Raw genomic sequence first — 15,063 nt, 5'->3', positions numbered from 1 at the left:
AGCCGGCTTGAGCTTCTTGGGGTTTGGGGTGCCGCCGCCTGACGCCACCTGGGGCAATATCCTTTCAAACGGCAAAAATTTCATTTTTGATGCACCCTGGCTGACTTTCATACCGGGCATCGCCATTCTGGTTGTTGTCCTTTCCTTTAACCTCTTTGGGGAAGGACTCAGGGATGTACTCAGTCCCAAACTCAGAGAAAGATAATAAAATCGTTTCACGATTTTATGAAACGCGGCTACGCCGCTCGATAAAAAGTTATTTGTTACTCGTTATTCGTTACTTGAAAGGAAATAGACAACTATTCTGTATCTCAATCAAAAGCGAGATATAATTCTGTTTGCTTTTCACCTAAAACCAATAACTGATAACTGATAACACCTGATTGAGTTTTAACTCAATCAAGTTACAAATGACCAATGACAAGTGACTAATGACCAATGACTAATGACACCCTGCTTTCCGTAAAGGATTTAAAAGTGTACTTCCCGGCCGGCGACGGGATCGCCCGGGCCGTTGACGGCGTTAGCTTCGAGGTCCGGCGCGAGGAAACGGTCTGTCTCGTCGGGGAGTCCGGTTGTGGAAAGACCGTCTCGGCCTTGAGCATATTAGGACTCAATGCGGCACCGCCCGCTGAAATTGCAGGCGGCAGGATCACGTTCGACGGTCAAAGTCTCCTTAAGCTGGACGAGGAAAACATGCGCAAGATTCGCGGCAAGCACATCGCCATGGTCTTCCAGGAACCTATGACCTCTTTGAACCCTGTCTTTACCATCGGCGACCAGATTGGCGAAGCCGTCAGCATTCACGAAAACATCGGCACCGCAGCGCTGCACCAGCGCTGCGTTCAACTGCTTAAAAGTGTGGGCATTCCTTCCCCCGAACAGCGGCTCAAAGACTATCCCCATCAACTCAGCGGCGGCCAGCGACAGCGGGTCATGATCGCCATGGCCCTGGCATGTGCTCCCCGGCTAATTATCGCCGACGAACCCACCACCGCCCTTGATGTAACCGTGCAGGCTCAGATTTTGCGGCTCTTTAAGTCTATTCAAAAAAAGCGCTCCATGTCGCTCTTATATATCACTCATGATCTTGGTGTCGTGGCCAACATCGCCGATCGGGTCTATGTCATGTATGCCGGCGCCATTGCGGAACAGGGCAGCCCCGTCCAGATTTTTCACAATGCCCGACACCCTTATACTCAGGGTCTGCTGGCATCGCTGCCCAGCCGGTTAAAAAGAGGGAAACGACTTTACAGCATCCCCGGTGCAGTGCCAAACCCGGCCTTCAAACCTAAGGGCTGTCCGTTTCATCCCCGGTGCCCTTATGCCGAACCTGTATGCCGGGAAGAATATCCTGAAATGTGTAATTATGGTGATGGCCATTTAGCCCGCTGTCCCGTACTTTTTGACAATAAAGATTAATGCAAACGTATCTTCTCTATAAATTGGTGGAGCCCACTGGCGATAAAATGCAAAAAATTTATACCCGTTCAGGGGTTCATAGGTTCAAGGTTCGGAGTTAGTTAGTAAAGGTTAAAAAAGAAAAAGCAACCCTGAACTTCTGAACCCTGAACTTCTGAACCCTGAACCTCTGAAAGCCTGCAAAGATCTGGCTGTTTGAGATTTTTATTGAGAAATCAAATTGGAACATATGGCATCAGTAAACAGAGATGATCAAATTATCCTGCGGGTCGAAAAACTGAAAAAATACTTTCCCGTACGCAGGGGTTTTTTGCAGAGAATTGCCGCCTGGGACAAAGCCGTTGACAATGTAAGCTTTGAAATCCAGCGGGGCACAACCCTGGGGCTGGTGGGCGAGAGCGGTTGCGGGAAAACAACCGTCGCCAGGCTCATCCTGAAACTTTTGGAACCTGATGAAGGCAAAATTATCTTCCGGGGAACTGATATCAGCAACTTTACCGAAAAGGATATGAAGCCCTATCGCCAGGATATACAGATCGTTTTCCAGGACCCGTACGGGTCTTTGAATCCCCGCATGACCGTTGGTCTGTCCATTGAGGAAGGACTTAGGATTCTGGGGATTAAAAGCGCCCACAAACGCAAAGAGCGCCTTGAAAATCTTTTGCAAATGGTTGGAATGTCTCCGGAAAGCGCTGACCGGTATCCCCATGAATTCAGTGGGGGCCAGCGCCAGCGCATCGGCATCGCCCGCGCCTTGAGCGTGGAACCTTCGCTGGTAATATGCGATGAGCCCGTTTCCGCCTTGGATGTCTCTATCCAGGCTCAGATCATCAACCTTTTAAAAGACCTGCAGGACCGGCTCGGTTTAAGCTATCTTTTTATCTCCCATGACCTTAATGTCGTGGGTTATCTGTGCAACACCATCGCAGTGATGTACAAGGGCGGCATCATGGAATTTGCCCCGGCCGAGCAACTTTTTGAAGACCCGCGTCACCCTTATACCATATCGTTATTAGCGGCCATCCCCGACCCTGAACCCGGCAAAACTACCGTTTTGCACCGGCCGGAAGTAGATCTTCCCGACTCCCCCATACCGCCCTCCGGCTGTAATTTCCAGGGAAGGTGCACCCTTGAAGAAGCGCGCTGCCGGGAAGAAAGAACTACTTTTGCGCAAGTTGGGGAGGAGCACTTTGTAAGATGCTGGAAAGCGACATAAATTAATAGTCCAAGCTAAGAACTATAACCATGGTTGAGCATCCTCGACTTTCGCTCAATCATGGTGCCAATTACTTTTGAATATGAACTAGGTATAAGCCACTGCTACGAGCTATTCATTGAAGGACGCCAGGTGGGCCTTAAGATTCACTTTTTTATTCCTTAATCCCAGTTTTGTACGGATATTAAAGCGGTGGAATAGAATGGTGTTATGCGAAAGACCCACAATTTCCGCTATTTCCTTGTTCTTTTTGCCGGCCTTGATAAGATTGGCGACCCTGATTTCCTTGGATGTCAATTTATGATGCTTCAGAGATAATTTATTAATAAATGGAGAGGCAATATTGTCCAAGCTTGATTCAATCGCACTGATGAGCTCACTTTGAAGGGAATTCAAACGGCTCTTCTTTAGTCTTTCAAGGTGGGGATTAACCAGTTCCTGCACATTGGACAAAAAGTTTTCCTCAAGCTCTTTTTTATGCACCTCACTCTGTTCCAGCAAAACTTTTAAAGCAATATTGGCTTCCTTTAAACGACTTGACTGCTCCGCCAACTTTTCAGCCTCCATCTCCACTTTCGTTTGCAAACCTATTCTTTCGGTCACATCCGTTAGTATTACGATAGTGGTTGAGGTGTCTCCTTCCACCGGCAGGCACTTGATCGTAACCTGCCGGTGGTTGAACTCCACGGGTTTGTCTTGACCGATCTCAAAAGGTTTGTCGGTTTCCGTCTTCAGCACAGATTCCATTCGCGGCCGCAAATTATCGTCGCATAAATCGAGAAAATGCGATGCCAGAAGCTTCTCTTGAGGTAGACCGGACAAGGATATTGCCGCTGAATTCGCAAAGACCACTTTCCCTGAAACAACTTCCATAATTCCTTCAGCCATGCGCTCTAAAATAGTTTCCAGGTGACGGTTTCGGGATAGCAGCTCTTTTGTTAATTGCCGCGGATATAATTCATCAACGCCCATAATCGATTTTGACCTGCGCTCCTCTGGGGGAGAATCTGATTTTTCTACCGCCTTCAAAACGTTCTCCACAATAGAGCCTGAAGGCCCTTTGGCAATGCAGATATCGGCACCGATTGCCTCGTAGTCAAATTCCAGTTCGGCCGCCGCCGCTGTTACCAGCACCAGGTAGCAATCCTGCAAATGTCCCATGGTTCTGATGATCCGGCACAACTTGTCCCCGCCGATTTGGGGCATTACCAGATCGACAAACATAATGTCCGGAGAAAAAGAGGTAAGCAGCGTCAGTGCTGAGAGGCCGTCTTCAGCAGTAACAACCTGATGCCCTTCATCCTCGAGCAGATTGGCTATTAACTCCAACATCTGTCGATTATCATCCACCACAAGAATCTTTTTTATCATGATATCTAACCTTTATGAAGGATTGTACCCTAATTGAGGGTCAAGCTCAATTAGGTGTTATCCGTTATTGGTTTCAGGTCAAAAATAAGTGAAATTATATATATCTGATGCCCATCCATAAATACATTTGAGCACTAAGTAGTTTCCCATTCATAAATAAGAAATTTGAGCGTTATCGCTCAATTGAGGTATCAATAACAAAGACTGTCGTCGGATGTCAAATCAGCAAGTTCTTGATTGGCTCGGCGGGCAGGATGAGATATTTTTGAGCGTGGTGACTGTTGAAGAAATTTATGGCGGTCTTTCAAAAAAAAATGCCAATAAAAAAATGGGCTGGTTTGAAAAGTTTATCCTGCTCAGATGCCATATTCTGCCGGTAGCAATTGAAATTGCAAGACATTGCGGAATTCTTCGCGGTCAGTTTTTGCAGAAAGGGACGACAAGAACACAGGCTGATTTGCTAATTGCCGCTACAGCAATTAAACACAATCTTGCACTGTCAACCCGAAATGAACGCGATTTTGAAAATTGCGGAATCCCCTTGCTCAATCCTTTTTCAGCGGGCCTTGGTATCAATTCTTGAATTGAAAGGAAGATAACTATGGGGTCGAAGATTGACCACCTGCCCGCCGTATTGCGCTTATTTCACTCTGCCATCGTCATCAGTCGTGATATCATTATTTGACTCCGTTGCAAGACGTACCGCTTCCTCCGAAGATTTCGCTTCCCGTACTTCCTCCTGAATCCCGGTGTCTTTATGGAGCTTTTGTCCAAACATCTTAATTATTTTTTTTCCTATTATCATGATTTTCCTTCTTATTGTTTGCTCTTCCCGCTTATAGTAGTAAATACTAAATAGACCAAAAAAACAAGCAATATTTATAACAGCTGATCAAGCAATATAACAACACTTTATGAGCGCTTGACAATCAGGCACCTTGCTTACTTTTAACCATATTAACTATTTGTTTTTTTATTAGAACTAAACTGTGTGTTTTGAATTTCAGCGCGTAATTATTGTGTATTTCAGGTAACAGTGCGGCAGGATATAATTAGTGGCTATATTAGTGGGTCTGCCAACTATTTATGGCTGGATATGCGCCAGGCGTCTGCTTTTATACATCAAAGAAAATAGCAGGTGAACTTGACAGGCTCCCTGGAGAGTCATGCGGATTTTCCCGAAACTTAGGGGCGGCATGAAAAAATTTGATATTTTCATGCTTTCGTGCTTTCGTGATAAGTCTATACAGCATTATTTCCAAATATCACAAGGAGGCTCTAAAATGGAACCTGTACTCTTTGAAAAAGACGGTCCCGTCGGATGGCTGACATTGAACCGGCCCGAAAAACGGAATGCATTGTCCATCGAAGTAATGAACGACATGCAAGACAAGCTGAATATATGCGCAAAGGCTGAAGATATCAGGGTGGTCGTTATCAAGGGCAGCGGTCCTGCTTTCTGCGCAGGTCATGATTTAAAGGAAATGGTGGGGGCCCATTACGATGCCCATCATTTTCGTAAAATCTTTGCAGTATGCTCGGAAATGATGCAAGCCCTGCACAAGCTGCCCCAGCCGGTCATTGCGCAGGTCCACGGCATTGCCACGGCAGGAGGATTGCAACTGGTCGCCGCCTGCGACCTGGCCATCGCCGAAAGCGGCACGCGCTTCTCTACGCCGGGAGTTAAAATAGGCCTTTTTTGCTCCACACCCATGGTGCCCCTTGTTCGCGTCATCGGAAGACGCAAGGCCATGGATATGCTCTTAACCGGCCGATTTGTTTCCGCTGAGGAAGCCGAGCGCTTCGGACTTATAAACCGTATTGCGGCGGCAGATAAACTTGCTGAAGAAACCAGAAAGTGGGCCATGGAAATAGCGCAATACAGCCGGTTCACGCTCGCTTTCGGAAAGCAGGCTTTTTACAATCAGATAGATCTGGATGAACCGGCGGCATACAATTACGCCGCAGATGCAATGGTCGCGGGCTGTCTGGCTGCTGACGCTCAGGAGGGTATGGCGGCCTTTCTGGAAAAACGCCAACCAATATGGAAACACAAGTAATGGGTAAACCTGTGAACGCCTATAATATGTTACCGTTTGGAAAACTGAAAGCGGGCTCTGGCCCCTTTCTGGCCGTATTTCTTTCTTTCCTTAACACGTGCGTCGCGTCTGACAAAGCCGGCTTTCTTCAGGGCCTTCCTTAAATCAGGATTGGCATTAATAAGAGTCTTGGTAATGCCGTGCCGGATTGCACCGGCCTGCCCATTAAAACCGCCGCCTAAAACACGAATTTTAATATCATATGATCCGGCGGTATTTGTCAGAACAAGGGGCTGCATCATAAGCGCTCTTGCGGATGCAACCTTGAAATAATCATCAACAGGCCGATTATTAACGGTAATTTCACCGGTACCCGGCATCATCCAGGTTCTGGCAATGGCGGATTTCCGTTTCCCGGTCGCATAATAAATGTTTTCTTTCTGCATACAATTCCTCAATAAATAAAATCGTGTTACGCTTTTATGAAACGCGGCTGCGCCGCTTTATTTGAATTCATCGCGCGCTACCCCCCGCTCGAAGAGTGGGGAATTTAAATTTTAAGGTGCTTGCTTAAAGCACCAGAGGCTCAGGCTGCTGGGCTGCATGCGGATGCTGATCGCCGACATAAACTTTCAACTTTTTGAAAAGCTTTCTTCCGAGTCTGTTCTTGGGCAGCATACCCTTGACGGCAAACCGGATAAGATCCTCAGGTCTCTTTTCCATGAGCTTCTGGGCGGTGATCGTTTTGAGTCCGCCGATGTATCCGCTGTGCCGGTAGTAAAGTTTCTTCTGCCATTTTCTGCCGGTCAGGACAATCTTATCCGCATTGACAACAACAACCCAGTCACCCGAGTCAACATGAGGTGTAAAAAGCGGGTTGTGTTTTCCTCTAAGACGCGCAGCTATGGCTGAGGCAAGCCTCCCTAACACCGCGTCCTTGGCATCCACAACAATCCATTTCTCTTTTATATCAGATCTTTTTGCACTGTATGTATACTTTTTCACCGTATTTCACTCCTAAATAAAATCGTGTTACGATTTTATGAAACTCCTGCAAGCACGCTTGCGGGATCTAATAAGCGAAAGGCTAAAACAATAATCAGCGAAATGTAAATAATAAATGCATTTGTGTCAAGAGGAAAAAATAAATTTGTAAAATAAACCCAATTCTAATATAAACGAATCGTAACCGTTCAGGGGTTCAGGGTTCAGAGGTTCAAGGTTCGGAGCGTTAGTAAAGGTTAGCAAAGAAAAAGTAACCCGACTCGACTGTCTTCGACCCTGAGCGGCACGACCTGAGCTCGCCGACAGGTCTCAGACCGAAAGGAGCTCGTCGCAGGCTGAACGGGGAACTCTGAACCTGTGAACGTTTACCTTTATTCAAATCTAAAATCGTGGAATGTCCTGGATAGGATGCGACCCATGGAACATATTGAAACCGAGGTAAAATTTATTCTTTCCGATGTTCAATCTGTCCGCGAACGCATTGTCGAACTCGGTGTCGACGTTAAGGGCCGCGTTTTTGAGACAAACATGCGGTTTGATGATGTCGATGAAAGCCTGCTTCGAAATAAATCCCTCCTGCGACTTCGCCGGGATGCCAATACCAAATTGACCTACAAATCCGAACCCGCGATCAAAGACGATCAATTCAAAACCTTCAGGGAACTTGAAGTCCAAGTCAGTGATTTTACCACCATGAAACTGATTTTGGAGCATCTCGGATTCCATCAAGCACAGATCTACGAAAAATGGCGTGAAACCTTTATTTTCGATGACACCCTACTCTGCCTGGATACCATGCCCTTTGGTGATTTTCTTGAAATCGAGGGTAAAAAAGAGTATATAAAGGAAGCTGCATCAAAGATCGGTTTGCAATGGGGCCAAAGGATTACTCTGAATTATCTTGCAATATTTGAGATCATACGGCAAGAATTAAAGCTGCCGTTTACGGATGTCACCTTCGACAACTTTCAAAAAATCAGAATTGATATTGCAAAATATCACCATCTAATAGAAGCAGATTTGATGAATTCGTAAAAAGTCGAATTCATCAAGTGTTTGGTTTTTAGTGTTTTGTATTTTGTTTGAGATATATGCTTATATATCAGCTTGTTAGACCACCAAATACTAAACACCAAACACAAAATACTCTCGTACAAAGGTCGCTTTTTCAACTTTATGCGCAATCATCATCGATTTTAATACTCAACCATTTAACTAAAAATAATGCTTTCGGTTTTGACACTCAACCTGCGTTTTGGGCTGGCAGACGACGGCCCCAATAAATGGCAAAGCCGCCAAAAGATCTTTCCGGCGTTACTTGCCAAATATCACACGGATTTTATCGGCTTTCAGGAAGCAAATAGTTTCCAAATCGATTATTTGGCCGACATACTGACGGCATACAATTTTATCGGCCGGAGGAATCCTGCACCACCCTTTTGGCAAAACAACATTATCTTTTATAAAAAAGACTGGACCTGCGTTTATAAAGAACACTTCTATTTGAGTCCCACACCAACGGTACCGAGCCGCCCCCTGAAAAGTCTCTGGCCGCGACAGTGTACCATCGGCATGTTCGAAAAAAAACATCGCCGGCTCATATGTGCCAATACCCACTTTGACTTTGATGCCTCGGTTCAAATCGAAAGTGCAAAACTGATCATGAAGCGCCTTTCATATCTGCCGTCTGATGTCCCGGCCATTCTAATCGGCGACTTTAACGCCGCTCCCTTGAGTCCCGGCCACAAAATATTCACCGGAAAAAATCAGAACTCAGCCGATACAAAGACTTATTTTCAAAGCATCTTTCAAGAGCCCTTTCCAGGCACTCATCATGGATTCACAGGAGAAGCAAACGGCGACCAAATCGACTGGATTCTTTATCGCGGCACACTCGATATAAAGGACTGTAAGATCGACCGGGACACCATTGAGGATGTTTACCCCTCGGATCATTTTCCCCTCTATGCGCTATTTAAGTGGAGTAATTAAAGGAGACCGCATGCTTACCGAAAAAGAAAAGCTGGACAAACTTACGATGCTGGGAATCGAACTCAACCAGGTCAAAGATCTGGATATACTCATGGAACGCGTTCTTTCCGATGCCCGGCGTTTTGTCAACGCCGACGCGGGATCAATATACATACGCGACGAGGACAGACTCAACTTTACCTACACGCAGAACGACACTTTGCAAAATCGTCTGCCCGAAGGGGAAAAACTGATCTATTCAACTTTTACTATCCCCATTGACAAGAGCAGTATTGCCGGCTATGTCGCCACCACCGGACGTCTCCTTAACCTTCCGGATGTTCACAAAATAGAACCTACAGCCCCCTACCGATTCAGCAAAAAATTTGACGAAACATCCGGATACACCACCCGCTCCGTTTTCACCGTCCCTTTAAAAACAGCCCGGGGGGACATCCTCGGTATCCTGCAGATTATCAACGCCCAAGATGAGGCCAAACAGGCTGTTCCGTTTTCTAAAGATGACGAAAAAATTATGCTCCATTTCGCCAGCATAGCCGCCGTCGCCCTGGAACGGGCCCAGATGACACGTGCCATCCTGCTTCGTATGATTCGGATGTCGGAACTGCGCGACCCCAAGGAGACCGGCGCCCACGTCAACCGCGTGGGTGGATATGCCTTGGAGCTCTATGAACAATGGGCCCGCCGACAGCAAATGGTCCCCAAGGAAATCGACAGAGCCCGCGACAGTCTTCGCATGGCAGCTATGCTCCACGATGTCGGCAAAGTAGCCATCTCCGATATTATACTGAAAAAGCCCGGACGCTTCAGCCCCGATGAATTTGAAATCATGAAGCAGCACACTGTTTTAGGAGCGCGCCTGTTTCTGGATGCCCAGTCGGATTTTGACGAAACAGCCATGCAGGTAGCCCTGACCCATCATGAACGCTGGGACGGCAAGGGATATCCCGGATATATCGATGTATCCACCAACGCGGCGCTACCGGGTTTTGCCCTGCCTGACGGCACACCGCGCGGCAAGAAGGGCCAAGAAATTCCAATTTTCGGCAGAGTCGTCGCTTTAGCGGATGTTTTTGATGCCCTTTCTTCGGCACGGGTCTATAAAGAGGCCTGGGATGAATCTCAAGTTCTCGATATAATCGAAAAAGAAGCGGGGCATCAGTTTGATCCGGAGCTTGTGGAAATCTTTTTTTCCAGTCTCAACGTACTCCGCTCTATTCAAGAACGTTACCAGGAAAAGACTGAATAATTAGCCTCAAGACCCCTTACGTATTTTATCCACGAGGAAGATCGGGAGATGGTTGGAGAACGCCACAAAAGACGGCTTAAAGGTGAAAAACCTCCTCTTGCCTATTCTTTCAGGATTGTTGATAAAAATGGGAATATCAAGTGGGTGGAACTCAATGTGGCATTGTTTTCTTGGGATGATAGACCTGCTACGTTATGTTTTATGACGGACATCACCGAGCGTAAACAGGCAGAGGAACAAGTCAAGACATCACTCAAAGAAAAAGAAGTCCTTCTGAGTGAAATCCACCACCGGGTCAAGAACAACATGCAAGTCATTATCAGCTTACTCAAACTGCAGTCCGACAAAATCAAAGATAAACAGTATATTGATATATTTCAAGATAGCCAGGATCGTATAAAAACCATGTCTCTTATCCACGAGCAACTTTACCAGACCAAGGATTTAGAGAAGATGAATTGATGCTGGCGACACCAGATACCTGCAACTATCAAGGCGCCATAAATCCCTTTAATTCCTCGTATATGTAACGAGTACTACACCTGAGCAGGCCCTCATCTTCAGGTCTGGGGTTTGGTATTGGAAAAAATATTTGCTGGACTATTGCTGGACAATATAGACGCATATAATAACACAGATTTTTATAATCCTGTCAAATCCTCAACAAACGGTAGTTTATGGTGCTATAATCGATGAAATACACAAACTAAAAGGGTTTGCAGCTCAACATATCTGCAAACCCTTTTATTCATTGGTGCCCCCGGCAAGGATCGAACTTGCGGCACATGGATTAGGAATCCAATGCTCTATCCACTGAGCTACGGGGGCTATTTGTGATTATATTAAATAATTACAAATAGAACAATTTAGAATTAATCCATTGCTCTGCTAAGGTATAGATATGGATTTTTCACAAAAAAGAAAATTTGTAAAGATTTAGTTTAATACTTCCGGAATTTTTTCTATTCATTTTAATAAACGCTTTGTTATGTTCTGCTCCCTGACAGACCTTTTTCAAATAAAATCGCTTCGTGATTTTATATTACGCGGCTACGTCGCTAAATAAATCTCCAAAGAGGAAAAAATTGATTGAGGAAAACTCTGTTAGCTTGGAGAGGGTTGCGACACAATCACTCAGGGCCGAGCTAGTTTTCAAAAAACTTGACATTGAACCATAAATGGTACATACTGCTAATATGAAACCGGACCATCCTTTACCAGTTGTCTTTTATAAGTCCGATGCGGGAAAAGAACCAGTCAGAATATGGCTCAAAAAACTAAGCTCTGAAGATAGGAAGATTATTGGTGAGGATATCAAGACTCTCCAGTATGGCTGGCCTCTTGGTATGCCGTTGGTTAAGAGCTTAGATACCGGTTTATGGGAAGTCAGATCCAATTTGAGAAATAGAATTGCCCGTGTTATTTTTACAATATACGAGCATCACATTGTTCTGTTACACGGATTTATTAAAAAATCTAAAAAAACACCAACTAAAGATTTGACATTGGCAAAACAGCGGATGTCGAAATTTAATAAAGGATAACAAGGCAGGTGAATTAAATGAAACATAAAAATATAGGTAGTAATTTCGATGATTTTCTACAAGAGGAAGGGACCTTGGCAGAAACGGAGTCAGTAGCTGTTAAAAGAGTTGTAGCATTTCAAATCCAGCAATTAATGGCCGAGAAGAATATGACCAAAACGAACATGGCAAAAAAAATGGGTACAAGTCGCTCATCGTTAAGCAGATTGCTTGACCCGACAAACATGTCCGTGTCCTTAAAAACACTCGAGAAGGCTGCAAATTCTCTTGGGAAAAAGCTGACAGTTCAACTTGTTTAAATTTGAATTCTCCGCTGCGACTCGACTGTCTTCGACCCTGGGCTAAGGCCGAAGGGAACTCGCCGAAGTCTTGCAGCGCGGGATGAATTCAAATGGAAGATAAAATCCTTTTTAAGGAGAAAGTGCGGTTAGCCTTTCGCCATCTGAGCGGCATAGCCTCGTTTCATAAAATCGTAACACGATTTTATTGGTGTTTAAAAGGAAGCTATCAAAATACCGAGATCGAAATTCAAACAATAAGAAGAGTTTAAAATGGGAACTATAACTATCAAAGTACCGCAGGATATTAATAATGAAACTTAAATCCGGTGCACAATTCGTTGTAATGGGAGATAAAGATGTTGTCATTTTGAAGTCGATATCACCCCCATCTCTAGACGACTTCGACGATTTAATTGCAGAAGCTCGTAGACAAGCCAGAAAGGCAGGTATGAACCACTCTGACATCGTTGCTGCTCTCGCCAAGGCGCGAGATAAAAAATGAAAATTGTGCTCGACACCAACGTATTTATTTCAGGTGTCTTTTTCAGCGTACCACCATATCAAATTCTGAAAGCCTGGCGAAATCAAGAATTTCAAATTGTCATCTCTCCGGAAATTTTAGATGAGTACCATCGGGTCGGCAAGGAACTCTCCGCTAGATTTTCTATGGTAGACCTTGATCCGATTCTCAAGCTTATTATTGCCAAAGCGGAATTGATCGAAGCAGCATCGCTTGATGAAGCCGTCTGTGATGATCCGGATGACGATAAATTCTTTGCAGGTTCAATTGCCGGCGAGGTCATGCTTATTGTAAGCGGTGATAAACACTTACTAAAAATGTCGGGTTATCAAGGGATTGAAGTAATCAGACCACGGCAATTCGTTGATAAGTATCTTTAAGAAAACATCTCGGGATAAACATCTGATAATCTTTCTTGTCATGAAATATATTTTCACCTCGTCTGCCACGGTTCATTACATGATACCAAGCATTCGGATATTCTATTCTCAACGGCCTACTCATAATAAGGTTGTCCCTACACAATCAATCTACATGAGTCAAGAGCAGACTTGACCCCTAAACCCATAAACCCCATTAGCATAGCTTTCCCCTGGCTATCTCTTGTAAGAAGATGCCTTGATTATCGATCTCATATTCCCGCAAAGATTTTGCTAAAATATTTTACAAAAGGCCAGATCAATCCACCCAGAATGGGCACACCCGTAACTCGTCCGAATATGATTAATCCGAGAAGAATAAAAGGTCCATATCTCTCCAAGAAATAAATTTTGCCCTCATGTTTGACCGGCAAAAGTCCGAATAAAATTTTGGAGCCATCCAGGGGAGCAATTGGGAGCAGGTTAAATATGGCCAGAGCCAGATTGATTTGCAAGCTCATAAACACCGCATATATAAGCAGACCTATAATGGAATGCTGATTAGGTGCCCCAACGGTGGCGAAGATAAATCTTAACAAAATACCGCTAATAAGTGCTAAAATCATATTTGCAAGAGGACCGGCAGCGCTAATCCAGAGCATATCTTTTTTGGGATTTCTTAACCTATGTGGATTTACTGGCACCGGTTTGGCCCACCCGAAATGCACTAAAAAAATCATGATCGTGCCAATTGGGTCAAGATGTGCGAGTGGATTCAGGGTTAAACGACCACTTTGCTTTGCAGTATCATCTCCAAACTTGTTTGCAATATAAGCGTGAGCATATTCGTGAAATGATAGTGCCAACAAAATTGGCGGAGCTATTATCAGCAATTTTTGTATATTCATTGAATTAGAAGATCTCGCCTTTTATTTGATGCAATCCTAATCAGTACAGAAGAAATCTTCCATAAAGACCAACTTATGCCAACTGGGGCCATAGGTGTTGAAAGTAAGGAAAGCTTTGTCATAGTAGAAGTGCTCCCAGTCTGAGTGCTCTCAGCACAGTAGAAGCATCCACATCACAGTAGAAGCGTCCCTCACATCGGTCATAGTTCCTTTAAAGCCTTATTTTATAAGGGTTCCCACAAAACGACTTCCAGAGAACCTCTACAACCAACGATTGACCTATGGCGAAGGTTAAAGGCTGTACCAGGAATCAGGTGCTTACGCTCTTTACACTCTTTGGCAACTCCCTAAGACACTTCTTATCATCTCTAACCAAAGCACATAGCTTTGGGTTGTTCATCTCTTTACACTTACTATGGTCATACACCGGGCACTCTAGATATTGCTCTGACATTAGCTACTCTTCATCCTATTCCTTCTAAGCTCGTCTTGCCAGCTTGGTTGCCATGATAGGAATTAGACCGCCAAGCATTACATAGCCTAACCGCCTCCTAAAACCGCAAATAAAATCATAAGAATTATCGTTTGAATGACCCAACCAATCATACAGACGCCTACTGCTCGTAACGTGCTCTGATAATCCAGAGCTTGCCTAACAGCAATAACCATGGCCACTAACATCCAAACTGAAGCGATCATAAAAATGATTTCGCCTATTCCAGGTATAATAGCCAATATCCTAAGCAACCCTGGAGAGCTTGAAAACCCGATGGTTCGTAATAGTTCACCATGATCGGCTTTGGTCTGAGGTTCAGGAAGGATTTTAACACCGACAAAATATGTAATATAGGCCCAAACATACCATGCGATAAGGGCTGTGATTGCACCAATAATGACTCCTTTTGTACCTATCGGTCCTATGCTGCCTATTCCGGCTGCTACACTGGAGAGCACAACAACTCCCATAGCTTGACTCATCGCACCTTTATCAGCCTCAACTTCTTCATATAAGTTAGCATCAAGCTTGGCAGCTCGAACAATTCGATCTAAATATATTTGCATTTTTACCTCCAACATTTATTTAATTACAAATTGTGTACTCTGAAATGATTGTTATTTCAATAAAAATACAGTAGTGACAAAGAAGTGTCAAGAAT

The 15,063-nt window shown here is 44.6% G+C and carries 18 protein-coding genes, 1 tRNA gene and 2 pseudogenes; 14 read left to right on the top strand and 7 right to left on the bottom strand.

The features are described 5' to 3' along the window. The 3 genes and pseudogenes from V3S16_RS10430 to V3S16_RS10420 all read left to right on the top strand — a co-directional run. Nucleotides 1-205 (top strand): annotated as a pseudogene (locus V3S16_RS10430) (ABC transporter permease); the annotation flags it as partial. A 233-nt stretch (nucleotides 206-438) separates the two neighbouring features. Next, entirely contained in the window at nucleotides 439-1,422 is a 984-nt protein-coding gene (locus V3S16_RS10425; protein WP_413884665.1) for an ABC transporter ATP-binding protein, read from the top strand. A gap of 229 nt (nucleotides 1,423-1,651) precedes the next feature. Further along, on the top strand, nucleotides 1,652-2,638 hold the full coding sequence (locus tag V3S16_RS10420) for an ABC transporter ATP-binding protein (protein ID WP_413884663.1): 987 nt from the start codon (nucleotides 1,652-1,654) through the stop codon (nucleotides 2,636-2,638). A gap of 111 nt (nucleotides 2,639-2,749) precedes the next feature. Here the strand turns inward: V3S16_RS10420 and V3S16_RS10415 are convergent, their stop codons facing one another. Further along, complete coding sequence (locus V3S16_RS10415; protein ID WP_413884661.1) at nucleotides 2,750-4,009, bottom strand: response regulator; 1,260 nt, start codon at nucleotides 4,007-4,009, stop codon at nucleotides 2,750-2,752. Between the two features lie 214 nt (nucleotides 4,010-4,223). Between V3S16_RS10415 and V3S16_RS10410 the strand changes: the two genes are divergently transcribed. Then, on the top strand, nucleotides 4,224-4,592 hold the full coding sequence (locus V3S16_RS10410; RefSeq protein ID WP_413884659.1) for a PIN domain-containing protein: 369 nt from the start codon (nucleotides 4,224-4,226) through the stop codon (nucleotides 4,590-4,592). A 57-nt stretch (nucleotides 4,593-4,649) separates the two neighbouring features. Here the strand turns inward: V3S16_RS10410 and V3S16_RS10405 are convergent, their stop codons facing one another. Then, entirely contained in the window at nucleotides 4,650-4,814 is a 165-nt protein-coding gene (locus tag V3S16_RS10405; RefSeq protein ID WP_413884657.1) for a hypothetical protein, read from the bottom strand. Between the two features lie 478 nt (nucleotides 4,815-5,292). On the opposite strand from V3S16_RS10405, the gene V3S16_RS10400 reads away from it, so the two are divergent. Continuing rightward, the gene (locus V3S16_RS10400) at nucleotides 5,293-6,069 is read left to right on the top strand and encodes an enoyl-CoA hydratase (protein ID WP_413884655.1); all 777 of its coding nucleotides are present in this window, start codon (nucleotides 5,293-5,295) and stop codon (nucleotides 6,067-6,069) included. Between the two features lie 29 nt (nucleotides 6,070-6,098). Here V3S16_RS10400 and rpsI read toward each other — a convergent pair whose 3' ends face one another. Next, nucleotides 6,099-6,494, bottom strand: a complete 396-nt coding sequence (gene rpsI, locus V3S16_RS10395; RefSeq protein ID WP_413884653.1) for a 30S ribosomal protein S9 — start codon at nucleotides 6,492-6,494, stop codon at nucleotides 6,099-6,101. 124 nt (nucleotides 6,495-6,618) lie between these two features. Then, complete coding sequence (rplM, locus tag V3S16_RS10390) at nucleotides 6,619-7,053, bottom strand: 50S ribosomal protein L13 (protein WP_413884651.1); 435 nt, start codon at nucleotides 7,051-7,053, stop codon at nucleotides 6,619-6,621. Between the two features lie 417 nt (nucleotides 7,054-7,470). On the opposite strand from rplM, the gene V3S16_RS10385 reads away from it, so the two are divergent. The 5 genes and pseudogenes from V3S16_RS10385 to V3S16_RS10365 all read left to right on the top strand — a co-directional run bounded on the left by V3S16_RS10385 (nucleotide 7,471) and on the right by V3S16_RS10365 (nucleotide 10,756). After that, the gene (locus V3S16_RS10385; RefSeq protein WP_413884649.1) at nucleotides 7,471-8,088 is read left to right on the top strand and encodes a class IV adenylate cyclase; all 618 of its coding nucleotides are present in this window, start codon (nucleotides 7,471-7,473) and stop codon (nucleotides 8,086-8,088) included. A gap of 201 nt (nucleotides 8,089-8,289) precedes the next feature. Further along, entirely contained in the window at nucleotides 8,290-9,045 is a 756-nt protein-coding gene (locus V3S16_RS10380; protein WP_413884647.1) for an endonuclease/exonuclease/phosphatase family protein, read from the top strand. 10 nt (nucleotides 9,046-9,055) lie between these two features. Further along, nucleotides 9,056-10,294 (top strand): HD domain-containing phosphohydrolase, encoded by a 1,239-nt coding sequence (locus V3S16_RS10375; RefSeq protein ID WP_413884645.1) that lies wholly within the window; start codon nucleotides 9,056-9,058, stop codon nucleotides 10,292-10,294. Nucleotides 10,295-10,312: 18 nt separating this feature from the next. Next, nucleotides 10,313-10,522: pseudogene (locus V3S16_RS10370) on the top strand (PAS domain S-box protein); the annotation flags it as partial. After that, nucleotides 10,496-10,756 carry a sensor histidine kinase gene (locus V3S16_RS10365; RefSeq protein WP_413884666.1) on the top strand — a complete coding sequence of 87 codons (261 nt, stop codon included), beginning with the start codon at nucleotides 10,496-10,498 and terminating at the stop codon, nucleotides 10,754-10,756. The pseudogene V3S16_RS10370 and the gene V3S16_RS10365, both read left to right, overlap by 27 nt. Before the next feature lie 290 nt (nucleotides 10,757-11,046). Here V3S16_RS10365 and V3S16_RS10360 read toward each other — a convergent pair. After that, nucleotides 11,047-11,122: transfer RNA gene (locus V3S16_RS10360), tRNA-Arg, on the bottom strand. A gap of 350 nt (nucleotides 11,123-11,472) precedes the next feature. On the opposite strand from V3S16_RS10360, the gene V3S16_RS10355 reads away from it, so the two are divergent. From V3S16_RS10355 to V3S16_RS10340, 4 genes are all read left to right on the top strand, one after another. Further along, entirely contained in the window at nucleotides 11,473-11,838 is a 366-nt protein-coding gene (locus V3S16_RS10355; RefSeq protein WP_413884643.1) for a type II toxin-antitoxin system RelE/ParE family toxin, read from the top strand. A 17-nt stretch (nucleotides 11,839-11,855) separates the two neighbouring features. After that, nucleotides 11,856-12,137: a helix-turn-helix domain-containing protein gene (locus V3S16_RS10350; protein WP_413884641.1), complete on the top strand. Its 282-nt coding sequence runs from the start codon at nucleotides 11,856-11,858 to the stop codon at nucleotides 12,135-12,137. A gap of 292 nt (nucleotides 12,138-12,429) precedes the next feature. Continuing rightward, a complete protein-coding gene (locus V3S16_RS10345; protein WP_413884639.1) occupies nucleotides 12,430-12,621 on the top strand; it encodes a hypothetical protein in 192 nt (63 codons plus the stop codon). Continuing rightward, nucleotides 12,618-13,019, top strand: a complete 402-nt coding sequence (locus V3S16_RS10340) for a putative toxin-antitoxin system toxin component, PIN family (protein ID WP_413884637.1) — start codon at nucleotides 12,618-12,620, stop codon at nucleotides 13,017-13,019. Before V3S16_RS10345 ends, V3S16_RS10340 begins: the two co-directional genes overlap by 4 nt. Nucleotides 13,020-13,270: 251 nt before the next feature. Here V3S16_RS10340 and V3S16_RS10335 read toward each other — a convergent pair whose 3' ends face one another. After that, nucleotides 13,271-13,906, bottom strand: a complete 636-nt coding sequence (locus V3S16_RS10335) for a site-2 protease family protein (RefSeq protein WP_413884635.1) — start codon at nucleotides 13,904-13,906, stop codon at nucleotides 13,271-13,273. A 540-nt stretch (nucleotides 13,907-14,446) separates the two neighbouring features. Next, complete coding sequence (locus V3S16_RS10330) at nucleotides 14,447-14,968, bottom strand: hypothetical protein (RefSeq protein WP_413884633.1); 522 nt, start codon at nucleotides 14,966-14,968, stop codon at nucleotides 14,447-14,449. Between the last annotated feature and the right edge of the window lie 95 nt (nucleotides 14,969-15,063).

The sequence above is a fragment of the Candidatus Desulfatibia sp. genome (assembly GCF_036446775.1).
Classification (GTDB): Bacteria; Desulfobacterota; Desulfobacteria; order Desulfobacterales; family UBA11574; genus Desulfatibia_A.
This window is presented reverse-complemented; position numbering and strand designations above follow the sequence as displayed.

Bases quoted from the DNA above. Each gene is read 5' to 3' on its own strand.
- V3S16_RS10365 (WP_413884666.1), top strand. From the start codon at position 10,496: ATGACGGACATCACCGAGCGTAAACAGGCAGAGGAACAAGTCAAGACA.
- V3S16_RS10385 (WP_413884649.1), top strand. From the start codon at position 7,471: ATGGAACATATTGAAACCGAGGTAAAATTTATTCTTTCCGATGTTCAA.
- V3S16_RS10345 (WP_413884639.1), top strand. From the start codon at position 12,430: ATGAAACTTAAATCCGGTGCACAATTCGTTGTAATGGGAGATAAAGAT.
- V3S16_RS10425 (WP_413884665.1), top strand. From the start codon at position 439: ATGACTAATGACACCCTGCTTTCCGTAAAGGATTTAAAAGTGTACTTC.
- V3S16_RS10355 (WP_413884643.1), top strand. From the start codon at position 11,473: ATGGTACATACTGCTAATATGAAACCGGACCATCCTTTACCAGTTGTC.
- V3S16_RS10415 (WP_413884661.1), bottom strand. From the start codon at position 4,009: ATGATAAAAAAGATTCTTGTGGTGGATGATAATCGACAGATGTTGGAG.
- V3S16_RS10350 (WP_413884641.1), top strand. From the start codon at position 11,856: ATGAAACATAAAAATATAGGTAGTAATTTCGATGATTTTCTACAAGAG.
- V3S16_RS10420 (WP_413884663.1), top strand. From the start codon at position 1,652: ATGGCATCAGTAAACAGAGATGATCAAATTATCCTGCGGGTCGAAAAA.
- V3S16_RS10400 (WP_413884655.1), top strand. From the start codon at position 5,293: ATGGAACCTGTACTCTTTGAAAAAGACGGTCCCGTCGGATGGCTGACA.
- V3S16_RS10405 (WP_413884657.1), bottom strand. From the start codon at position 4,814: ATGATAATAGGAAAAAAAATAATTAAGATGTTTGGACAAAAGCTCCAT.
- V3S16_RS10375 (WP_413884645.1), top strand. From the start codon at position 9,056: ATGCTTACCGAAAAAGAAAAGCTGGACAAACTTACGATGCTGGGAATC.
- rpsI (WP_413884653.1), bottom strand. From the start codon at position 6,494: ATGCAGAAAGAAAACATTTATTATGCGACCGGGAAACGGAAATCCGCC.
- V3S16_RS10330 (WP_413884633.1), bottom strand. From the start codon at position 14,968: ATGCAAATATATTTAGATCGAATTGTTCGAGCTGCCAAGCTTGATGCT.
- V3S16_RS10335 (WP_413884635.1), bottom strand. From the start codon at position 13,906: ATGAATATACAAAAATTGCTGATAATAGCTCCGCCAATTTTGTTGGCA.
- V3S16_RS10340 (WP_413884637.1), top strand. From the start codon at position 12,618: ATGAAAATTGTGCTCGACACCAACGTATTTATTTCAGGTGTCTTTTTC.
- V3S16_RS10410 (WP_413884659.1), top strand. From the start codon at position 4,224: ATGTCAAATCAGCAAGTTCTTGATTGGCTCGGCGGGCAGGATGAGATA.